This is a genomic window from Streptomyces sp. NPDC088915, assembly GCF_044749825.1.
GTDB lineage: Bacteria > Actinomycetota > Actinomycetes > Streptomycetales > Streptomycetaceae > Streptomyces.
In genome coordinates this window covers 1-19020 of sequence record NZ_JBIVIR010000024.1, presented here as the reverse complement: position 1 = coordinate 19020, position 19020 = coordinate 1, and the positions used below count along the sequence as shown (strand labels likewise).

The 19020-nt window shown below is 72.9% G+C and carries 28 protein-coding genes; all 28 read left to right on the top strand.

All coding sequences use genetic code 11. The features are described 5' to 3' along the window. The first annotated feature begins 10 nt into the window (after positions 1–10). The 28 genes from ACIP5O_RS33165 (at position 11) to ACIP5O_RS33030 (ending at position 18770) form a co-directional block, all read left to right on the top strand. The gene (locus ACIP5O_RS33165) at positions 11–667 is read left to right on the top strand and encodes a hypothetical protein (RefSeq protein ID WP_401300353.1); all 657 of its coding nucleotides are present in this window, start codon (positions 11–13) and stop codon (positions 665–667) included. A gap of 162 nt (positions 668–829) precedes the next feature. Continuing rightward, positions 830–1435 (top strand): hypothetical protein, encoded by a 606-nt coding sequence (locus tag ACIP5O_RS33160; RefSeq protein ID WP_401300350.1) that lies wholly within the window; start codon positions 830–832, stop codon positions 1433–1435. Positions 1436–1534: 99 nt separating this feature from the next. After that, complete coding sequence (locus tag ACIP5O_RS33155) at positions 1535–1708, top strand: hypothetical protein (RefSeq protein ID WP_401300348.1); 174 nt, start codon at positions 1535–1537, stop codon at positions 1706–1708. A gap of 168 nt (positions 1709–1876) precedes the next feature. Next, entirely contained in the window at positions 1877–2251 is a 375-nt protein-coding gene (locus ACIP5O_RS33150; protein ID WP_401300346.1) for an HIT family protein, read from the top strand. Beyond that, positions 2248–2745, top strand: a complete 498-nt coding sequence (locus ACIP5O_RS33145; protein WP_401300343.1) for a nucleoside 2-deoxyribosyltransferase domain-containing protein — start codon at positions 2248–2250, stop codon at positions 2743–2745. Before ACIP5O_RS33150 ends, ACIP5O_RS33145 begins: the two co-directional genes overlap by 4 nt. A gap of 169 nt (positions 2746–2914) precedes the next feature. Continuing rightward, positions 2915–3394 (top strand): hypothetical protein, encoded by a 480-nt coding sequence (locus ACIP5O_RS33140; RefSeq protein ID WP_401300340.1) that lies wholly within the window; start codon positions 2915–2917, stop codon positions 3392–3394. Between the two features lie 63 nt (positions 3395–3457). After that, positions 3458–4033, top strand: coding sequence for a DUF6919 domain-containing protein (locus tag ACIP5O_RS33135; protein WP_401300337.1), 576 nt, complete (start codon positions 3458–3460; stop codon positions 4031–4033). A 130-nt stretch (positions 4034–4163) separates the two neighbouring features. Continuing rightward, positions 4164–4343 (top strand): hypothetical protein, encoded by a 180-nt coding sequence (locus ACIP5O_RS33130; RefSeq protein ID WP_401300335.1) that lies wholly within the window; start codon positions 4164–4166, stop codon positions 4341–4343. Between the two features lie 79 nt (positions 4344–4422). After that, a complete protein-coding gene (locus ACIP5O_RS33125; protein ID WP_401300332.1) occupies positions 4423–4821 on the top strand; it encodes a hypothetical protein in 399 nt (132 codons plus the stop codon). 89 nt (positions 4822–4910) lie between these two features. Beyond that, complete coding sequence (locus tag ACIP5O_RS33120) at positions 4911–5282, top strand: hypothetical protein (RefSeq protein WP_401300331.1); 372 nt, start codon at positions 4911–4913, stop codon at positions 5280–5282. An 81-nt stretch (positions 5283–5363) separates the two neighbouring features. Continuing rightward, positions 5364–6059 carry a GGDEF domain-containing protein gene (locus ACIP5O_RS33115; RefSeq protein WP_401300328.1) on the top strand — a complete coding sequence of 232 codons (696 nt, stop codon included), beginning with the start codon at positions 5364–5366 and terminating at the stop codon, positions 6057–6059. Further along, positions 6059–6910: an AAA family ATPase gene (locus tag ACIP5O_RS33110; protein ID WP_401300325.1), complete on the top strand. Its 852-nt coding sequence runs from the start codon at positions 6059–6061 to the stop codon at positions 6908–6910. Before ACIP5O_RS33115 ends, ACIP5O_RS33110 begins: the two co-directional genes overlap by 1 nt. 122 nt (positions 6911–7032) lie before the next feature. Continuing rightward, entirely contained in the window at positions 7033–7509 is a 477-nt protein-coding gene (locus ACIP5O_RS33105; protein ID WP_401300322.1) for a hypothetical protein, read from the top strand. A 59-nt stretch (positions 7510–7568) separates the two neighbouring features. Further along, positions 7569–8285, top strand: coding sequence for an NUDIX domain-containing protein (locus ACIP5O_RS33100; protein WP_401300320.1), 717 nt, complete (start codon positions 7569–7571; stop codon positions 8283–8285). Between the two features lie 72 nt (positions 8286–8357). Further along, positions 8358–8750, top strand: a complete 393-nt coding sequence (locus tag ACIP5O_RS33095) for a hypothetical protein (RefSeq protein ID WP_401300317.1) — start codon at positions 8358–8360, stop codon at positions 8748–8750. Positions 8751–8875: 125 nt separating this feature from the next. Then, the gene (locus tag ACIP5O_RS33090; protein ID WP_401300315.1) at positions 8876–9469 is read left to right on the top strand and encodes a hypothetical protein; all 594 of its coding nucleotides are present in this window, start codon (positions 8876–8878) and stop codon (positions 9467–9469) included. Next, a complete protein-coding gene (locus ACIP5O_RS33085) occupies positions 9466–10188 on the top strand; it encodes a hypothetical protein (protein ID WP_401300313.1) in 723 nt (240 codons plus the stop codon). The genes ACIP5O_RS33090 and ACIP5O_RS33085 overlap by 4 nt, the downstream gene beginning before the upstream one ends. 10 nt (positions 10189–10198) lie before the next feature. Then, positions 10199–10690, top strand: a complete 492-nt coding sequence (locus ACIP5O_RS33080) for a hypothetical protein (RefSeq protein WP_401300310.1) — start codon at positions 10199–10201, stop codon at positions 10688–10690. Then, a complete protein-coding gene (locus tag ACIP5O_RS33075) occupies positions 10687–11268 on the top strand; it encodes a hypothetical protein (protein WP_401300307.1) in 582 nt (193 codons plus the stop codon). The genes ACIP5O_RS33080 and ACIP5O_RS33075 overlap by 4 nt, the downstream gene beginning before the upstream one ends. After that, positions 11265–11933 (top strand): hypothetical protein, encoded by a 669-nt coding sequence (locus tag ACIP5O_RS33070; protein WP_401300305.1) that lies wholly within the window; start codon positions 11265–11267, stop codon positions 11931–11933. The genes ACIP5O_RS33075 and ACIP5O_RS33070 overlap by 4 nt, the downstream gene beginning before the upstream one ends. Positions 11934–12050: 117 nt before the next feature. After that, entirely contained in the window at positions 12051–12626 is a 576-nt protein-coding gene (locus ACIP5O_RS33065) for a hypothetical protein (protein ID WP_401300302.1), read from the top strand. Between the two features lie 233 nt (positions 12627–12859). Further along, on the top strand, positions 12860–13285 hold the full coding sequence (locus tag ACIP5O_RS33060; RefSeq protein ID WP_401300299.1) for a hypothetical protein: 426 nt from the start codon (positions 12860–12862) through the stop codon (positions 13283–13285). Between the two features lie 83 nt (positions 13286–13368). Further along, complete coding sequence (locus ACIP5O_RS33055) at positions 13369–13803, top strand: DUF2742 domain-containing protein (protein ID WP_401300606.1); 435 nt, start codon at positions 13369–13371, stop codon at positions 13801–13803. 260 nt (positions 13804–14063) lie between these two features. Continuing rightward, the gene (locus ACIP5O_RS33050) at positions 14064–14822 is read left to right on the top strand and encodes a hypothetical protein (RefSeq protein ID WP_401300296.1); all 759 of its coding nucleotides are present in this window, start codon (positions 14064–14066) and stop codon (positions 14820–14822) included. A gap of 177 nt (positions 14823–14999) precedes the next feature. Beyond that, entirely contained in the window at positions 15000–15887 is an 888-nt protein-coding gene (locus tag ACIP5O_RS33045) for a hypothetical protein (RefSeq protein WP_401300293.1), read from the top strand. 79 nt (positions 15888–15966) lie between these two features. Next, complete coding sequence (locus ACIP5O_RS33040) at positions 15967–16929, top strand: hypothetical protein (RefSeq protein WP_401300290.1); 963 nt, start codon at positions 15967–15969, stop codon at positions 16927–16929. Positions 16930–17536: 607 nt separating this feature from the next. Then, entirely contained in the window at positions 17537–17872 is a 336-nt protein-coding gene (locus tag ACIP5O_RS33035) for a hypothetical protein (RefSeq protein WP_401300287.1), read from the top strand. 82 nt (positions 17873–17954) lie between these two features. Then, positions 17955–18770 carry a hypothetical protein gene (locus ACIP5O_RS33030; RefSeq protein WP_401300285.1) on the top strand — a complete coding sequence of 272 codons (816 nt, stop codon included), beginning with the start codon at positions 17955–17957 and terminating at the stop codon, positions 18768–18770. The last annotated feature ends 250 nt before the right edge of the window (positions 18771–19020 follow it).

The window sequence follows — 19020 nt, the reverse complement described above, 5'->3', positions numbered from 1 at the left end:
GTCCATCCGCATGACCGCACCCTCACTGACCATCCGAGGTCCCCTCAGCTTCGACGGGGCCCCCATCCGCTGCGCCGGCCGGGAGAACGCCCCGGCCCCCCGCCGCCTGAATCTGCTGGTGTCCGGCACGACCGTCATGGCGTCCTGCGGGGAAATGCACCGGGGAAAGGGCGGCGGCGGAAAGGCGAAGTGCTTCTTCGCCGTCGAGGCGATGACCCCGGCCATGGTGAAGTCCATCGTCGAGAACTTCGAGCCCAACAAGCGCTTCCGGGTGAACCTGCCCGGGGGCAAGACCCTGGAGGGCAGGCGCGGACCGGCGGTCAAGGCCGCGCCCGCCGGGGGCGGCACCGCCTCCGCCGCGTTCGCCGCGAAGAAGGCCGCGGCCCGGGGCGGCAAGCAGCCCGTGACCCGGCGCGGCGGCGGGGGCCTGGCCGCCGCGCTCAACACGGTCACGGCCGTGGCCGGCACCGCCACGGCGGCCGTCAACGCGGTCGGCGCCGCCGCCAATGCGGTCGGCGCGACCGCCAACGCCGCAGGCAAGGGCTTCGACATGGGGCGCGAGGGCATGAAGGCCGGGCAGGCCGCCATCAGGGCCGTCGACAACGCCGGAGCCCGCAGCTTCGCCCGCGAGAACCGCACGTCGGACAGCGGCGACGACGCCGAGTGACCCCGCGGGGCCCGGCAGGGCCCCGCGGGCGGCACCCCCGAAGTTCCCCCGGCGAACCGCCACCCCTTGCTAATCAGCTCTAGAGCTAGTATTGTTCTAGTTGCTGGAAGGGGGTGGCACCCCGGCCGGCACCACCACTCGAAACCTCACCCGGAGGCACCCGTGCGTATCCGACGCATCCTGAAGAACCGTCAGTGCAAGCAGTGCGACACCTTCAACAGCCCGCTCAGCCTGACCTGCGTGATCTGCCGGACGCCGATGCACGGCGACCCGCGCGGCCAGGCCCACGCCGCCGCCGTTCTGCGCCGGGCGGCCGTCCTGGTCGAGGCCCTCGGCAACTGCGCGTGCATCGTCCTCGCGATCGTCGCCTTCGCGTGGCGGGGCACCGCGCTGGACCTCTTCGACCTGATGCCCGCCCTGGCGGCGTACGGCGGGGCCCGGTTCGTCGCGCTCCTCCTGGACGACGTCGCCGAGTGGATCGCGCCCGGCCCCACCTGGCAGGAGGCCGCCGAGGCCCTGCGCGCGGTCGAGAGGAAGCTGGCGGTCAGCAAGAGCCGGGTCCTCGCCGTGGGCGAGCTCAACCGCTACGGCGGTGTCGTCCCGGTCATCGGCATCCTGCGCGCCCTCGCGGCCCACGCGATGTTCGAGAAGGAGGTGTGCCAGGAGGCCGAGGACGTTCAGGAGGCCGAGACCCAGGAGCGGCTGGAGCAGACCCTGAAGGCGGCCGCGCGCGAGCTGGACGCGGACGTGGAACGCGCCTGGTACTGACGGCTGCCCGCGGCCCCGGTGCGCACCCGCCGCGCCGGGGCCAAGGGGAGCCGGGCAGTCCCGCCCGCTTCCGCGCCCATCACCGAGGAGTTCCGCCCCATGGCGAAGTACGTCGTCACCGCCACCTCCCGCACCGGCCAGAAGGTCAACACCGTCACCGGCGGACCGAGCGACCAGAAGGCCATCTACAGCGACCGGGAGCTGCGCGACTTCAAGGCGGCGGCCGCCGCCGACCCGCGCGACCTGGAGGTCACGGTCCGCACCCTCGACTGAACGCTTCACCCCGGGGTGGCGGCCGGCACCGCCACCCCGCGCTCCGCTCGAACCCCCGACCGCGCTACGAGAGGTACTTCATGATCCGCATCATCTCCTTCGGCTACGGCCACGCCGAGCCTCCCATCGCCGAGGCCACCTACGACCTCCGGACCAAGGAGTCCTGACGTGAAGAACTGCGTCTTCTGCGCCATCGCCGCCGGGGAAGCCCCGGCCGTCATCGCGCGGGAATGGCCCGACGCCCTCGCGGTCCGCCCGCGAAGCGGCGGCGTCCACCCGGGCCACGTCTTCGTCCTGCCGCGAGTCCACGTCGAGGACGCCGGCACCGACCCGGAGGTGACCGCCGCGGTGATGCGCCGGGCCGCCGAGCTGATGGCCGAGTACCCCGCCGCGAACCTGATCACGTCCAAGGGGGAAGCGGCGACCCAGAGCGTCTACCACTTGCACGTCCACGTGGTGCCCAGACAGATCGACGACGGCCTGCCGTTGCCCTGGACCCCGCAGCACGCCGCCCGCGCCGCACAGAACGGAACCAGCTCATGACCGTCGACCTCGTCATGGCCCGCGAACCACTCCCGGCCGCGCCGTTTCCGTCCGTGTTCCTCGCCGGGCCCACACCGGACAAGAGCGCCCCCGTACCGTCCTGGCGGCCGGCCGCGGCGGCAGCCCTGGACGCGCTGTGGACCGGCGATCAGCCGCTCACCGTGCTGAGTCCCGAGTCCCGCAACGGTCAGCGCGCCGACCGGTACGAGACCCAGGTCGACTGGGAGACCGACGCCCGCGCGGCGGCGACGGCGATCCTGTTCTGGATTCCCCGCGACCTGCGAACCCTCCCGGGGATGACCACCAATGTGGAATTCGGCCTGGACGTCAGCAGCGGCAGGGCCGTGCTGGGCTGCCCGCCCGACTGCCCCAACCCGGAGCGGAACAGGTACCTGATCTACGTCGCCCGCCGTCACGGCGTGCCCGTCTGCGAGACCCTCCCCGACGCCGCGGCCGCCGCTCTCGCCCTGGTCGGTGCCACGTGCTCCCGGTAGTCCGGAAAAGCTCGGTGGGCCTCGCCCGCCGTACCCAGGAACTCATCGAGGTCACCGGCCGCGAGACCGCCGTCGAGCACCGTGACGTCCACAAGCCCCCGCTGCCCTCCTCCGCCCACTGATCAAGAAAGCCGTCCTCATGTTCTTCTTCCGCAAGAAGCGACCGTCCATGACCCGGACCTCCCGCGGCACCGTCTACGGCACGCCTCCGCAGCGCCCCGAGCCCCCGCGCGTCGAGTACATCGGCATGAGCCTCGTCGAGGTGAAGCGGTTCGAGCAGATCCTGCTCCACGCCGAGGAGTGCACCCGCCGGGCCCGTCCGGACCTCGGATACCGCAGTCACAGCACCGATCTGATCGGCCGCCTTTACCAGAGCGTCGGAGCGGCCTCCGTCACCCAGTCCAACCCCGACCTGGTCCGCATCCCGGTCCAGAAGGGCGACTTCATGTGGCTGGAGTTCGCGATCCGCGACATCGAGGTGTACCGGGGCAACCTTCAGACGGCCCGCGACGCCCGTCAGCTCCTCAACCGCTGCAACGCCCTGCTGGGCCAGCAGCGCGCCGTGATCCACGCGGGCGGAACCCCCATGTTCGACCCGGCCGCCCCGGCGCCGGTGAGCGTCGACGCCCCCGAGCTGCCCGCGTACTGACCCCCCGGGCGGCCGCCGTGCGGCGGCCGCCCCCTGCACCGCCGGACCGGAGAGGAACCCGCAATGTCTCGCTCAGCAGCTCGTACCTGGTCCTCCGCACGCACCTTGACCGCCCTCGGTGAACTCACCGCGCAGTGGCTGGAGGGGAGTCTCGCGGCCCTGCCCGGTGGCGTCTACCGCAGCGGCCCCGACGAGGAGACCGGCCCCCTGGTGCCCGTCCTCGCCGCCTTGAACCGGGCCGGGTGCGTGACCACCCAGTCCCAGCCCGGCCTGGACGGTCGCGCCTTCGACGGCCGGCGGTGGCGGCAGCGGGCCGCCGTCACGTGCCTCACCGACACCGAGGGCCTCCAGCGACTCACCCGCGCCGCTCGCGACGCGGGTCTGCTACTCGCTGTGCACCGCGCCTGTAGCCGCGGGCCGGTGGGCGGCATCCTCGTCACCACCTGGGGCGACCACGCGCACACCGTGTTCGGTGACCGGGTGCCCAAGTCGTACGTCCGGCTGGAGTTTCGCGGGTGTCACCGCGAGGCCGTACGGGCCGCCGTCGACGCCCACCAGGTCGCCCTCGTCGATCCGGTATGGGGCCGGGACACCGTGCTGTGGCCCGCCCTGACCGAGGCGCTCACCTCGGCCCCGTGAGCCCTCCCCGAACCGCGAGACACACCGCACCTCTTGTGCGGTCGGTTGAGAACTGGTAATGTTCTCTGTGTTGGAAGGGGATGGCACCCCGACCGGCACCACCACTCGAAACCCGATACCGGAGGCATCCGTGCCCCAGTCCCAGTCCAAGACCCCGTCCGAGACCGTTCGGAATCTCCTGTCTCAGGCCCGCTCCGACTACGAGGCGCACAACACGCCGGAGAGGGCGGCGGCCTACCGCCTCGCGCGCGGCCAGGCGCAGACCAACGGCAACGCCGCCGCCGGTACGCCGCGCGGCTCCCGCCGCTGAATCCGCCCCGTCCCTGTCCCGGGGCGACCGCCCAGACCGGCGGCCTCCCCGGGGCCGACCCCCGTACGGAGCTGTAGAGATGACAACCTGTCCGACCCACCAGATCAGCACCCCGCCGACCGACCCGATGCTGGAGCTGCTCGGCGAGAACTACACCTTCACCCCCTGGTTCCGGGCCTGGGAGGCGGCGGCGCTGCGCTTCGGCCGCGACGTCGCCCACCACCTGGTCCAGGTGACCACCGAGACCGACCAGACGTACCTGTACGGGGAGATCGTCTTTCGCGGGTCCGTGCTCGCGATCCGGTACGGCGAGCGCGGGTTCGAGGCGGCGAGCGCCTGCCCGGTCACCGAGTGCCGCCGGGGCCGGGTTTGGACCCCGGTCCGCGTCCGCGAGGACCTGCTGAGCGTCCGCCTCAACGGCCCCGGCCCCGACGCCTCCAGGTGCGACCGCAGCGCCCGGCGCCCCCGGCGCGGCTGACTGCGCCCGTGCTGCCCGGCCCCGACCGGTCCGGGCAGCGCGGGCGGAGCCGGACCGCCCGGACCGCGAGACCGCAGAACGGAGACACCTTGTCCAGCCACACCCTGACCCCGCTCGGCGGAGCTCCCGCCGGCCGCACCGTCCGCGTCGGATGGGACGCCCCGCTCGCCAGTTACTTCGCCAGCGCCTGGGACGAGCCCGACGGCGAGGGAGCCGAGACCGAGCACCTGGTCTTCGCGGGCGGCGCGCCGTACGACATCAGCGACCCCGCCACCGTGCTGGAGCTCGTCGCCCCGTACGCCGTGATCCCCGAGGGCCTGCGCGAGGAGCTGCTGGCCGACCGCGACCGCGAGGGTGAGTGCTTCCGGGGCCGCCCCGCCACCGAGCTGGTCGCCACCACCGCCCTCCCGTACGCCCACAACCCCCGGCAGGCCGACGCGATCCGCGCCGCCCTGCGCTGACCTTCCCCGCCGGGGCGGCGGATGGCACCGCCGCCCCGGCCCCCTCGAAACCCGAACCGCTCGAAAGGAACCTCCTCCACCATGCCCGCCATGCGCACCGGCGCCCTGCTCGACCGTGTCCGCGCCGACCTCGGCCGCCCCGACGCCAGCCCCCAGCAGTTGCGGACCGCCCTCGCCGAGGTCGTGCCCGCCGCCGAGGAACTGCTGGCCCAGGTGGCTGACCTCCAGGGCCAGCTCGCCCAGGCCCGCACGTGCCCGGTCACCGGCCTGCCCACCCGGTCCGCCTGGACCGCGCAGGCCCAGGACGTCCTGGCGGCGGGCCCCGCGGCCGTCCTGCTCGCAGACCTCGACGCGTTCAAGCCGGTCAACGACCGCTTCGGCCACGCGGCGGGCGACGCCGTTCTCGCCGCCGTCGGCGCCCGACTGGCGCAGTGGGCCGCCGTCGAAGGGGCCGTGGCCGGACGGCTCGGCGGCGACGAGTTCGCCGTGGCCCTTCCCGACGGTCCCGGCCTGTCCGCCCGAGTCGCCCGGCTGCACGCCCTGCTCACCGCCCCCATCGCCTACCGCGACCTGACCCTGACCGTCGGCGCCTCCATCGGCACCGCGCGCACCGCCGGCCTTTCCGAAGCCGGTGTGTCCGCCGCGCTCAAGCAGGCCGACGCCGCGATGTACCAGGTCAAGGGGCGCGGTCGTCGCGGCCGCCGCCTCGCGGGGATCGTGCCGCTGCGCACCCCCGCTCTCCTCGCCCGTGTCCTCCCCTTCCGAAAGGCAGCCTGATGACCCAGTCCCTCCTCCTTCCCGAGGAAGTGCTCAACCTCCCCCACGCCCTGATCCTGCTGCTCGGGGCGAGCGGCTCCGGCAAGACCCGCGCCAGCAAGATGTTCGAGCCGCACATGGTCCTGCGCGCCGACGACCTGCGGGCCATGTGCGCGGACGACCCCGGCAGCCAACAGGTCAACGGCCCGGTGTGGCAGGCCCTGCACACGATGCTCGACGCCCGTCTGCGCCTGGGCCTGCGGACCGCCGTGGACTCCACGAGCGCCAACGCCGCCGACCGGCAGGCGCTCATCGGCGCCGGCCGCAGCCACGGGGCCCCGGTCGTCGCCCTGCTGATGGGCACCGCTCCCTCGGTCGCGCAGGCCCGCAACGCCGCGCGGCCCGCGAACCGTCGCGTCCCGGCGGACGTCGTCGCCACCCAGCACGCGCAGATCGTCGCGGCCCACCCGCACCTGGCCAGGGAGGGGTTCGACCACATCGTCTTCGCCGAGGAGCTGCCGGTCCTGGGCACCGTCCTGGAGCGGCTGGCCCGCGAGGAGCGCGCCGCCGAGGCGCTCGCGGACGTCCGCCGCACCTTCGGGGACGCGGCCGCGGACCTCTTCGACTGGGACGCCCCCGGCCCGGACGTGCAGTACCGCACCGGCACCTTCGGCGCCGGAGGCGAGTCCCTGCGGGTGCGCTGGATGGACGACGGCGACCCCTGCGACGTCCGGTTCGAGGCGCGCGTCTCCTGCCCCACCGACTGGTGCGCCGGCCCGGCCTGGACGCCGGTGCGGTCAGTCGCCGAACTCGCCGCCGCCCACCAGGACGCCCCGCTCGACGACAGCCAGTGCGTCCGCTGCGACTCCTGACCGGCGACGCGCGGCAAACCCCTACCCGGCATCGATGAAAGGTGGTATTGTTTTATGTGTTGGAAGGGGTGGCGCCCCGACCGGCACCGCACTCGAAACCCGCTCCGCAGAAGGGGACCACCATGCTCGGAACGATCCTCACCACCCTCCTCGCCGTACTCGGCACCCTGGCCGGCTCCGTCGTCACCGGCCGGTACCAGCGCCGATCCGCCGAGCAGGCCGAGCGCGCCACCCGCGGCGAAGCACTGCGCCGCGACCGCCTGGCGGCCGTCACCGAGCTGGCCGCCGCGATCTCCGACCACCGCACCGCGATGTGGGTACGCGGCGACGCCACGCTCAAGGGCGATGCCCCCGACCGCCTGGCCGACCTGCGTTCGCGCTCCCACCAGACCCGTTCCGCCATCACCCGCCCCCTGGTCACCCTGCGGGTCCTCATCACCGACCCCGCCGTCCGCCAGGCCGCCGACGCCATGGTCACCGCCACCCACGCCCTGCGCGGGGCGGACACCGACACCGAGACCCTCGCCCGCGCCCGCGAGGAGGCCCTGGCCCGCCACGACCACTTCGTGGACCTCGCCGCCGCCTACCTCGGCGCCTGACCACCCCCCTGCCCCCGGGGCCGCCGCCATCGAGGCGGCCCCACCCAGGAAGGAACCTCATGACCGAGACCATCCCCGCCGAACGACGCCGCTGGTCGGTGAACTGGCCGCAGTACACGCCGGCGGACATCACGCCGCCCGAGCTGCTGCCCGCGGCCCTGGCCCGCCACGTACCCGACTGGGCCGAGGCCGCCGCGACGCCGGCCGACGTGACCGACTGGGACCGCCGCCGGTCCGCCGCGCTCGTCCCCTACGCGCTGGACGCGAAGGGCTGGCCGCTGCACCCGCACGGCCGCACCGGACGCACCGGCCGGAACCTGGGCCGCTGGGGCGAGAACGCCGCCGCCGACCCGATCGTGGTCGCGGGCACCGGCCAGGACCGCCGGGTCCTGCTGATCACCCGGGACGACAACCACGAGGAGGCGATCCCCGGCGGCATGGTCGACCCGGGCGAGACCGCCCCGGCCGCGCTCGTCCGCGAGCTCCGGGAGGAGACCGGCATCGACCTCTCCGGCCACCGCCCGGTCATCCTCGGCCGCGTCGTCGTCGACGACTGGCGCAACTCCGATCACGCCTGGGTCGCCTCGACCAGCGCGCTCTACCTGCTGCCCGCCACGGTGACCGCCGTCGCCGCCGACGACGCCCTCGACGCCAACTGGTGGAGCTTCGGCTCCCTCGACCAGCTCGATGCCGAGATCACCGCCGCCGGACGCACCCTCTACACCGCGCACCGGCCCCTGCTGCGCCGCGCGCTCGACCACCTCGACCACCCGTAACAGGCCGTACGGCCACGCCCGCCCGTCTGCCGGGAACCCCCGGCAGGCCCCACCTCGCAGGAGACCCGCCCCATGGTCCGCGTCACCATCACCACCTTCGGCTTCGACCACGGCACCCCGGACGAGCCGAGCGACCTCACGCTCGACATCCGCCGGCACATCCCGGCGGCCCACCAGATCCCGGCCGCCGAACCGCGCACCGGCCTGGACCCCGACATCGCGAACACGGTGCTGTCGGCCCCGGGCGTCGCCCGGCTCGTCGACAACACCGCGCTGCTCGCCGTCGGCCTCCTGGAGGACGTCGCCGACGCCCGCGCCCGCCTGGTGAAGATCGCCGTGGCCGACGCCCGGGGAGTCCACTGGTCGGTGAGCATCGCGGAGGAGGCCGCCCAGGTGCTGCGCCAGAACGGCGTCGAGACCGAAGTGGCCCACCGCGAGATCCAGGCCCGCCGCATCCCGGCGTGACCCCTGCGGGCCATCCTCGCCTGATCCGGCCCGGAAGGTCTGAGCAGCACGACACAGTAGGGGCCCGGGGCCGCGCTAATCGGCCCCGGACCCCCGTCCGTACAACCTAGGAGAGAAAGCCGCCGATGAGCGATACCACCGCTCTGGATGCCGCGAAGATCGACATCCGCCGATGGACCCGCGAGGAACAGAGCGCCCGCCCCCTGTACGGCTCCCGGGTCATCTACACCCCCAGCGTCCTGGCCGAAGCCGCCGAACTGCTCGGCAAGCTGTATACGGCCGGGCAGGAGCACCACATCGACCGCGAGGACTGGGCCGCCGTCACGAGCCTGCCCGTCGGCGTACTGGAGGTCCTGGCCGCCCGCTACTGCTCGCGCGTCGAGCTGACCGGCGCCGAGCGGCACGCCGTACGGGACACCCTGATCGGCGAGCTCAGCGCCAGGGGGCTGACCGTGCGGCCCGGCCAGCGGGTCGCCGTCGAACCGCTGCCCGGCGGGCCGCGCTTCGGCCACCGGGGCCAGGCCCTCGTCTCCCTCGCGCTCACCAGCGGAGGCTGGGACATCCGGGTCGACGAGATCGCCGGCGCCGGCCCCCACCCGATCGCCGCCCCCGCCACCGAGGACGGCGCCCGCGAGGTCGCCGAACTCGTCCACAAGATCCTCTCCGGCGCGGCCCCCAACCCCTTCGCCGCCCCGGCCGTGAAGGAGACCAGCGCATGACCGACACCCCCGAGAAGACCCGCGTCCTGCTGCCCGATGACGAGGACTGGCTGAGCCTGTTCATGGGCATGGAGGAACCGCTGCTCATGCAGCTCGCCCTGAACGCCCGCGCCGTCCAGGAGGGCGACGAGGACGTGTGGGACCTGCCGACGGACCTGGACGGAGTCGGCGCCCACGAGGCATGGGGCCGCCTGTTCCAGGCACTGCCCAACCCCCTGCGCCACACCGGCACGAACATCGGGCGCTCCGAACCGGACCGGGACCGGCCCGCCGGGCGTTACACCCTCTACGCGCCCGACGGCCGATGGGAGCACACCCCCCTCTACCCGGCCGACGTCGATCCGGCCGACGTCGCCACCGTGGCCGCCGCCCTCGACCACTTCCGCAAGGCGCTCGACGGCGTCGACCACACGCAGCTCGGGGACTTCCTCCAGCAGATGGCCGACGACTGGGCCGACCCCGGCCGCGAGGGCGACGACCGGCAGATGGTCGAGGACTTCACCCGCGGCCTGTCCGTCTGGCAACTGCCGCACCAGCCCGACGTCGACGTGCTGCTCGAAGCCGTCGCCGCGGCCGGCCCCGACAGCGGGACACCCGAGCGGATCGTCCTGACCCCGCCGCAGGAGGACGCCTACCAGACCTTCATGCGGCGCGTCTCGGCGGCCGTCGCCGGAAACAGCCCTCACGACTACGCCCTGCACCAGTTCGCCAACAACTGAGAAGGACACCATGCGACGCGACGTCACCCCGAGCCCTGCATCGCTCTCCCACGAGGAGATGGCCGACGCGCTCACTGCCGGCGCCCAGCTCAGCGGCAGCGAGCTGAAGCGGGCCGCCACCCACCTGCTCACCTCCACCAGCCTGCCCGGCCGCTGCGACTTCGCCCGCCACGTCGCCCTCGCGTGGGCGGAGGTCCCGGGCACCGGCCGCGCCCTGACCGCGGACGTCGACCTGACCGCCGTGCGCGCCGACGAGACGCTCCCCCTCACCGGCTCCGACGAGCGACTGCTGGACCTCGCCCTCAGCTACGGCAGGGGCCGCCCCGTCCACCTCGACGCCTACCTCAACACCTTCGGCCACCAGACCGCCCAGCGCGTTCTGGAGGCCCACGTCATCGGCATGGGCATGGAAGGCTTCCTCACCGTGTCCACCGGCGGCCCCGAGCTCGACAAACTCAACGCCCTGCACGCCGAACTCGGCATCGGGGGCGACGAGCAGTGACTGACCACGACGCCGCCATTGAGGCCGCCAAGCGGCAGATCCCGTCGGCCGAGCATCTGTTCGCTCGATGGCCGGAGGCGATGCCGCCCGTACCCGGTGCCGTGCACGCCGACGTCGACCTCTACGAGACCGCAGGGTTCGAGGACCCCCGGCTGGTGCTCTACACCGGGGTCGGCCGCCTGCCGTCGCTGACGGTGGGATGGTGCCTGTTCGGCGCCGCCCGCAACGTCCAGCCCGGCCACGCCTCGCTGCCGTACGCGGCCCGGGAGGCCCTGACCGACTCCACCGTGGTGCGGGCCCTGCAACTCCTCTCGGTGGACCACCCGGAGACCGACGAAGCAGCCATCGAGGCGCTCGCGGTCCCCGGGGTGACCGGCTCTCTCGCGACCCTCGCGGCCGCCGCCCACCAGGAGCACGAAAGCCGCTCCGCGCCGCTCGGATGCGAGGTCGGTACGGCTGTTTACGCGTACCACCGCGGGCCCGTGCGCCTGGGCACGCACACCGCCGACGTGATGCTGATCGGCAGCCCCATCTGGATCGCCAAGGCCGAGACCGCCCAGACCAAGGAGGGCCAGTGACCGGCCTGAACGCGCTCGCCGCACATCTGGACTACACCGCCCCCGAGCACCGCGAAGGCTGCACCGCCCAGGGCTGGGAGGTCGACTACCGGATTCACACCGACTTCCGAGGGAGCGCCTACAGCGGGCACTCCTGCCCGCTCGGGACCGAAGACCCGACCGCGTGCGGGCACGGCGACCAGTACGAGGCGCTCACCGTCCGGATCTACTGCCCGAAGTGCGGCGCCGCGACCGAGCTGAAGGCCGAACTGCCGGGCCTGCCGATGGTGTTCGACACCACCCGGCTCGGCATGGGGGGCAAGCCGCGCCGCATCGGCCAGGTCTGGATCTACCAGGGCCCTCCGCCCCGGATCGGCATCCTGTGCGACCCGCCCGGCGATCCTCAGTGGTACCTCGTCGCGCGACGCAACGCCCCTCGTCTGGCACCCGAGGACATCGTCGGCGCCGTCGAGCCCGCCACCGGCCCCCGGGGCGGAGCGGCGTACACGGTCAGCTACAACCTGACCGAGCTGTCGCCGCCGGCCCCGGGGGAGCGGTGGGCCCCGATGTTCGAGAAGCACAGCAGGCTCGACAGCCAGTTCTTCCCGACCGTTGCCGCGGCCGCCCGCTGGCTCGACGAGCACGCCGCCACTCGCGTACCGGCCGGGGACGGCCGGACGCCATGATCGTCCACCTCGCCCGGCAGTGACGGTCCAGACGAACCCGTCCGCACCGTCACCCGGCACGACAGCACGAGCCCGGGGACCGCCGAAACCGGCCCCCGGACCTACCGAGAGGACACCATGACGGACACTGCCGCCGACGGCCCCGCCTACTCCGCCGAGGCGTACGCCGCCGTCGAGAAGGCCGCCCGCTCCCAGCGCGGCACCCTGTACGCGCCGAGCGTCCTGGAGCAGGCCGCCAAGCTCCTCACCGACCTGTGGGCCACGAGCGAACGCCACGGCGTCACCGCCGCCGAGTGGGAATGGTCGGCCGACCTGGCCAGCGGCGCGCTCGACGTCGTCGCCCGCCCCTACGAGCGGCCGAAGACGGAGCGCACCGCCGAGGAGACCCTCACCCTGGCCCGGCACCTGCGGGAGGCCCTGACCTCCGACGAGATCGGCCTGAGCGCCAAGCCCGGCCCCCGAGCCAGCGTCATCGTCGAGCGCAGCGCCGACACCCCGCGCGGCGGCTTCCACGGCGACGCGAACCTGATCGTCGGCATCTCCTCCAACGTCGGATGGGACATCGCCTTCAACCAGAACGGCGCCCCGCTCCTCTCGATCGCCGCCCCGGCCTCGCCGGCCGGTGCCTCCCAGGTCGCCGAGATCGTCCGGGCTCTCGTGCACGGCGAACTCGGCAATCCGTTCCGCCGCTGACCCGCACCGTCCGATCGGCCCGCGCCTTCCCCTGGGGATGCGCGGGCCGTTTCCGCGCCTGGCTCCCGGAGGCGCCGGCGGCGGAGCTGCGTTCACAGCCGGCGTCGTGAAAAACACCTGGTCAGGAACCCTTCACATGCTTCCTGATCAGGCTTAAGAGTGGTAATGTTGTTCCTGTTGGGAGGGGATGGCACCCCGACCGGCACCACCACTCGAAACCCCTTGGAGGACCCTTGACCCACGCCCGCCGCGCCCGCATCGCCATCGCCGCGATGCTCGACCACCCGGAAGCGCTCCGCACGCCCGTCCCGTCCGTGAAGGCCGCGCGTGCGGCCCTGCGTCCCCTGGGTGCCCTCTCCCGCGAGGCCCGAGCCTGGGAAGGCGCGACCACCGCGCGGGAGCTGGTGGCCGTCGCCGTGCGCGACGCGATCGCCGACGCATTCCACCTCGGACGCACCTACGCGCTCAGCCCCCAGGACCTGGGGCAGCTCCACCTCGTCCGCCTCTCGGGCCGCCCCTTCCCCGACGAGGCCACGGAGCGCGCCGCAGCGCTCGCCTGCTACGTCGGCAACCTCCGGCGCCTCGCCGACGCGTACGGGCTGTGCGAGGACCACCTGGTCGACAGCGCGGAGGAGGTCTACAAGCACGAGATCGCATGACCGTCCGGTCGGGGCGGCGGATGGCACCGCCGCCCCGGCCTCCCACTCGAAACCCGACGCCGGAGGAGAAGCACGTGAACACCATGACCGTCGACGGCCCGCAGTTGTGGGCCGAGCACCAGGTCGCCACGCTCGCCGAAGGCGCGCGGGAGTGGACCGTCCCCCCGTACGGATCGCTCGCCTGGAGCCAGCTCCCGCCCAGCGACCCCCGCCGGTACGCCGCCGTCATCGAGGCCGCCGAGCAGTGGCGGCGCCAGGCCGTGGAGGAGGAGCGCCTGGACCGGCTGGCCGAGGACGACCCCGCAGCCTGGTACGCGGAGGTGACCGCCGGGGCGAATGAGGAGGCCTGCCGACTGGCCGGCCGCCTCGCCCGGATGCGAACCCTGGCCGAACAGGAAGCCGTCCGCATTCACCGTCCGCCGCGCCAGATGCGGGCCACCCCCGGCTGGCCCCCGGTCGCCATTCCCGGCAAGCCGGGCCGGTACCTGCACCCCGCCCCGTGCGCGATGGCCGCGTGAACGAATGCGTGCCCGCCGGGCTGCCCCATGGACCGGCGGCCCGGCGCGGGCGACGTCGAAAGCGGCTGGCGAGGAAGAGGGGCGGCCCGGCCCGGATAGATCATGCAGGCCGCCCTCGGCTCTGGAAAACACCTGCTCAGGACCCCTTTCTACTAGGTGATGCGGTCCAGTACTGGTAATATTGAGCTTGTTGGGAGGGGGTGGCACCCCGTCCGGCAGCACCACTCGAAACCCCAGACCGAGAGATGGAGAACGCCCCTATGGCCAAGTCCAAGGCGTCGAAGGTCCGTACCCGTATTGACGCCCTGCGGGCGGTGATCGACAAGGAGTGCGCCGCGCCGATCTGCCGGGAGTCGGGCACCTGCCGCCACGAGGGCGAAAAGGAAGCCGCCCGTCACATGCTCGGCCGTCTCCTGGCGAAGCTGAAGGAGGCCGCCGGGGACGAGCGCGAAGAGCGCGCGCGGGTGTGGGCCGAGATTTACGAACGCGGCTACGACGCGAACGGCAGCACCTACAGCAAGGGGGCGAAGTACCGGACCGGACAGCCGATGAAGGAGCGGGCCGCAGGCATCCGCGCGGACATCAAGATGGCGCGCAAGGCCGGCCAGACCCCCCTCGTCCAGGAGGGGGCGGGGCTGATGTCCCAGACGCTGGAGACCTACCGGTTCGACCCCATCGGAGAGGCCCCCGCGCAGATCAAGTTCCGGGTCCGCGTCGGCCCCGGCTACGGCTCCATCCGCATCGGCATCGACAACATCCCCCAGGGATGGGGATGGATCGCCGAAGAAGTGGCCGATCACAAGGGCGGGAAGGTCACCCGGTGGCGCCGCACGCAGGCCCTGAAGGAGCTTGAGGCAGAGCTGAAGTCGATCGCGCAGGCGTACAACGCCGATCACGGCTCCAACCTCTACACGGATCTCTCGATGAAGGCCTTCCATGTGTTCGTCGAGTGTGACGACCCCGAGACGCTCGCCCGGCACGCCGAGTACGAGCGCAAGCACCAGGAGCGCCGCAGCTGATACGCCCAGGCCCCGCGCCCCCACCGGGGGTGCGGGGCCTGAGCGTGAACTTCCTGGTCAAGGCCCTACTTTGCTAGGTGATCAGGTTCAAAACTGGTAATATAGAAACCGTTGGAAGGGGGTGGCGCCCCGGACGGCGGACTACTCGAAACCCACACCGGAAGAGGAACGAACGGCATGAGCGACATCAAGACCCGCTACCGCTACGGCAAGCCGGACGACAAGGGGCGCACCCCGGTCTACGTCGACGGCGCGGCAGAACCGGCCGGGCACGTACGGAAGATGGGCCGGGGCTCCTCGCCCTGGTGGGCGTACGGAGCCGAGGACGGTACGGCCGGAACCAACCACACCCGCAAGTACGAGGCCGCTGAACGGCTGGTGCGCATGACCGACGCCCGCGCCTCGACGGCCGCAGAGATCGAGCGTCGCCGCGCCTGCCGCACGCAGGCCCCGGCCGGATGGCGGTTCGCGAGTTGGACCGAGATCGAGCGCGAGGGGTACCGCCAGGTCCGCCCCGTGCACCGCGCCCCCTACGTCTTCGGCGGTGAGGGGGAGCGCTACCCCGACGCCTTCGCCGACCAGCCCGTCACCCTGACTCGGATCACGACCCTGCATAACGGCCGTGTCGTGGTGTCCGGCACCGAGTCGGGCGACCATCCCCCGTACGTCCTGCTGATGGACCCCGCACACATTGCGCTCGGGGCCCTGGTGCGGGAGCAGGAGCCGCGCTACATCGCCCCGGGGCACTGCGCGGGGTGCGAGCAGGACGGGCCCCTGTACCAGGCGGGCACCCGGCTCAGTTGCGCCACCTGCACGGCGGCCGACCTTGGTGTCTCGACGGCGGGTCTGCCCGCCGCCGTCGACGACGACGGCGCCGTGTGGTGGTCGGTGGGCGACACCGTACGACGCCGGGGCGAGATCCACGACGAGGACACCGAGCCCGAGACCGGCCGCGTAACCGAGATCGAAACCTTCGTCGAGGAGCGGACCCGCCGGATCGCCGTCGACTTCGGCGACCGCTGGCCCGTCCGCTGGCAGCCGGCCGGACTCGCCCCCGTCTCGTAGCACCCCCGTACCGGCCGGGACGGCGCATGGCCGCGCCGCCCCGGCCTCTCGAAGCCCGACACCGACCCGAAAGAGGACCATGAACACGCGCGTGCCAACCCCCTCCGTCGCGAGCATCACCGCCCTGCTGGCCGCCGCCGGACACCACCCCGTCGCCAGCGGCCGTGACGGATTCACCCTCCGGCCGACCGCCGACGACGCGGCCTTGGTCCTCACCTACTGGTGCGAACCCCGCGATATCCACGAATACTTGACGGGTGGACACATCCACCGCAGGCGCAGGATGCTCCTGGAGTGCGCGAGCCTGATCGGCGACGCCGGACACCAGGCTGCGCGAACCCCCACCGTCCAGGACCCCGGCCGGGCGGCCGTGGAGTCCGTGATCATCTTCCCGGCCCCGGAACCCGAGCCCGAGCCCGCTGATCCCGCGTGCTGCCCCTGCACCCCGGCCGAGGTCTGCACGCGCGCTGAGCTCCGCGCCGTCGCAGCCGCCGGCCTGGACAGAGCAACGGCCGCCGCCCGTAACGCGCTCCTTGACGCGCTGCATGAGAGCGCCGTCGAACCGGTCGACCACGCTGCGGGCGGCCCGGAAGGCGTCGCGGCCCTGCTCGACCACTCCCGCGGCATCCTCGCGAGGATGCCGCCCGCACCCGACGAATCCGCCGTACGGGCCGACCTCGAATGCCGAGGATGCGACTCCGCCGCGTGCCTCGCTTCCAACCAGCTTGCCCGCGCCGCGCTGGACCGGGCCGCCACCCTGGCCGCCGTCAGCGCCGTCGCTCTGACCGCCGCGCGGACCATCCTGGACCGGGCCCACCTCGCGCTCACTCCCGGCGACCGGTGGAACGGCGCACGGACTACCGCCGCCGACCACCTGTTCCGGGTCCACTTCACCACCGCGGCGGCCCTCGCCGTTCCCGCCGACGAGGTACACGACCGCTACCGGGGAGCGCGCCACCGTCGCGGGAGCCTCGCCGTCAACCTCCGGAAGGGGCGCACCCGGTACTGGTTCGTCCGCTGGGGCCGAGCCATCTGGCACTGAGCCACGCGGATGGGCGGAAGCGATCAGCTTCCGCCCCCTCGCGCTCCCCTGGCGCTGGTGGTGGGGGCCGGCGGGGCGGGTGCGGGCCCGGGGGTGGGCATCGCACCTTCGGTGCGATCCGGCCGTGCGCCGCAGTCGGGCCCTGGGGGCCCTTTTTGCGGCCCGCGCGAGCGCGGGCTGCGGTCGCTTCGCTCCCTTGCGCGGGGCCCCGGGGGGCTCCTCCGGACGCCCGCCCCCCGGGGACCGGGGGACGGGCTGGAGTCCGTCGTGGCCGGGGTGGGGGAGCGGAGCGCCGTCGTCGTCCGCCGGCGACGTCGTGGTGACCGCGAGGGGTTGAGGTCGAGGAGGGCCTGGAGGAGCTGCGCGACGTCGAAGGGGTGCGGGCCGGCCGGGGGCCCGGGAGGGAAAAGCGGCTGGCAAGGAGGGGGGTCGGCGGAGGCCCGGACACCCTCTAAAAGATCATGGAACTTCCGGGAAAAAACCCTGGTCAGATGCCCTTTCCGGCTATGTGATCCGGCCCAAGACTGGTAATATAGAGCTTGTTGGGAGGGGGTGGCACCCCGACCGACACCACCACTCGAAACCCGCACCACACCGGAGGAATCAGATGGGCAAGTACACCGCCGAGGTCCAGCCCCGCCGCACCCCCGCGTTCGCCACGCTGGTGGACATCGCCCCCGATGGCGCCGACGTGGTCGAGGTCCGCGCCGAACGTCCCGATTGGAGGCGCGCCGAACTGCTCGGCTCGTACGCCTGGGGCCCCTATGCGGGCGCCCCCCTGGAGCGCATCGACAGCGCTCCCGACGACTCGATTCACACGGCGTTCGTCATCGGCGAGTTCCTCACGACCACCCGCAACTCCCCGGCCGTGAAGTTCGTGCGGGCCGTCGGCGTCTTCGAGACCTACCGCATCGAACTCAACCGCGCCGAGTGGGAGTACTGAGCACCCCTACCGCACTCACCCGGGGCGGCGGATGGCACCGCCGCCCCGACTCCCTCGAAACCCGCACCATACGGAGGTCACCATGGCAGTCATCGACGCCGCGTTCTACCCGCTCATCGTCACCAGCAGGCCCGCCGACTCCCTGTACCGCCAGCCCCCGGCCGGTACCGACATGGGCGGGGTCCGCCTGTGCCCGATTGCTGACGTTCGCCCCGGTGACTGGGTTCTCGGCGAGTTCGAGCGCCCCCTGGATCCAAACCGTCTCGACACTCTCATGCAGAGCGTCGCGTGCTTCCCCGCCCTGCCCGCCGCGCTGAACGGATACATCGCCCTGGATGGCCAGTCGGACGTGTGGCACGACGAGGAAACGGTACTGATCATCCCCCGCGAGTACATCCCCGGCGACACCTATGCCGACCGCTCGGGCGGATACCGCCCCGGCGACCGGGTGGAGCGCACGTTCATCTACGACCCGATCCACGACGACGACCGGGACAAGGTGGGGAAGGCCCGCCCCGTGATCCAGCGCGGCACCGTCACCTCCGTCGAGGACGACGCGTTCACGGTGGCGTGGTCGGGATACTGGGTCAACGGACGCTCCGAGGAGGTCGCCATGCGTCTAGTCGACCCGGTGGCCGTCGCCCGCGAGCGCTCCGTGTTCGGCTTCGCCGTTGGCGACACCGTCACCACCGAGGGCAGCTACTCGACCGGTGTCGTGCTGGAACTGTGGTTCCACCACTGGGCCGGAGTGCCGATGGCCCGCGTCTACTGGCCCGGCAGCATGTGGAGCAACTACTGCTCGTACGACTTCGCACCCACCAGCCGATACAGCCACAAGGTCCCGGAGAACACCTACGACGTCACATGCCGCGCGACCTACCCCGCGCCCATCGGCTGACGTTCTCTGCCGCACCCGGGGGCAACGCCCCGGGTGCGGAACCAGCCCGTGCGGCGCCAGGGCGGCGGCCGGCCGTGGGTGGCCGGGTCCGGCGCGGAGCGCCGTCGGGGCGCAGCCCCATGGGCGCCGGCCTCGCCTCACGGGGCCGGGCGGGTGCGCGGCGCCGGTGCTCCGGCACCCGGCCTTCGGCCGGGTTGCGAGGGGCGCTCTGGCGCCGCCCCCTCGCGCTCCCCCGGCGCGGGGGGCTGGG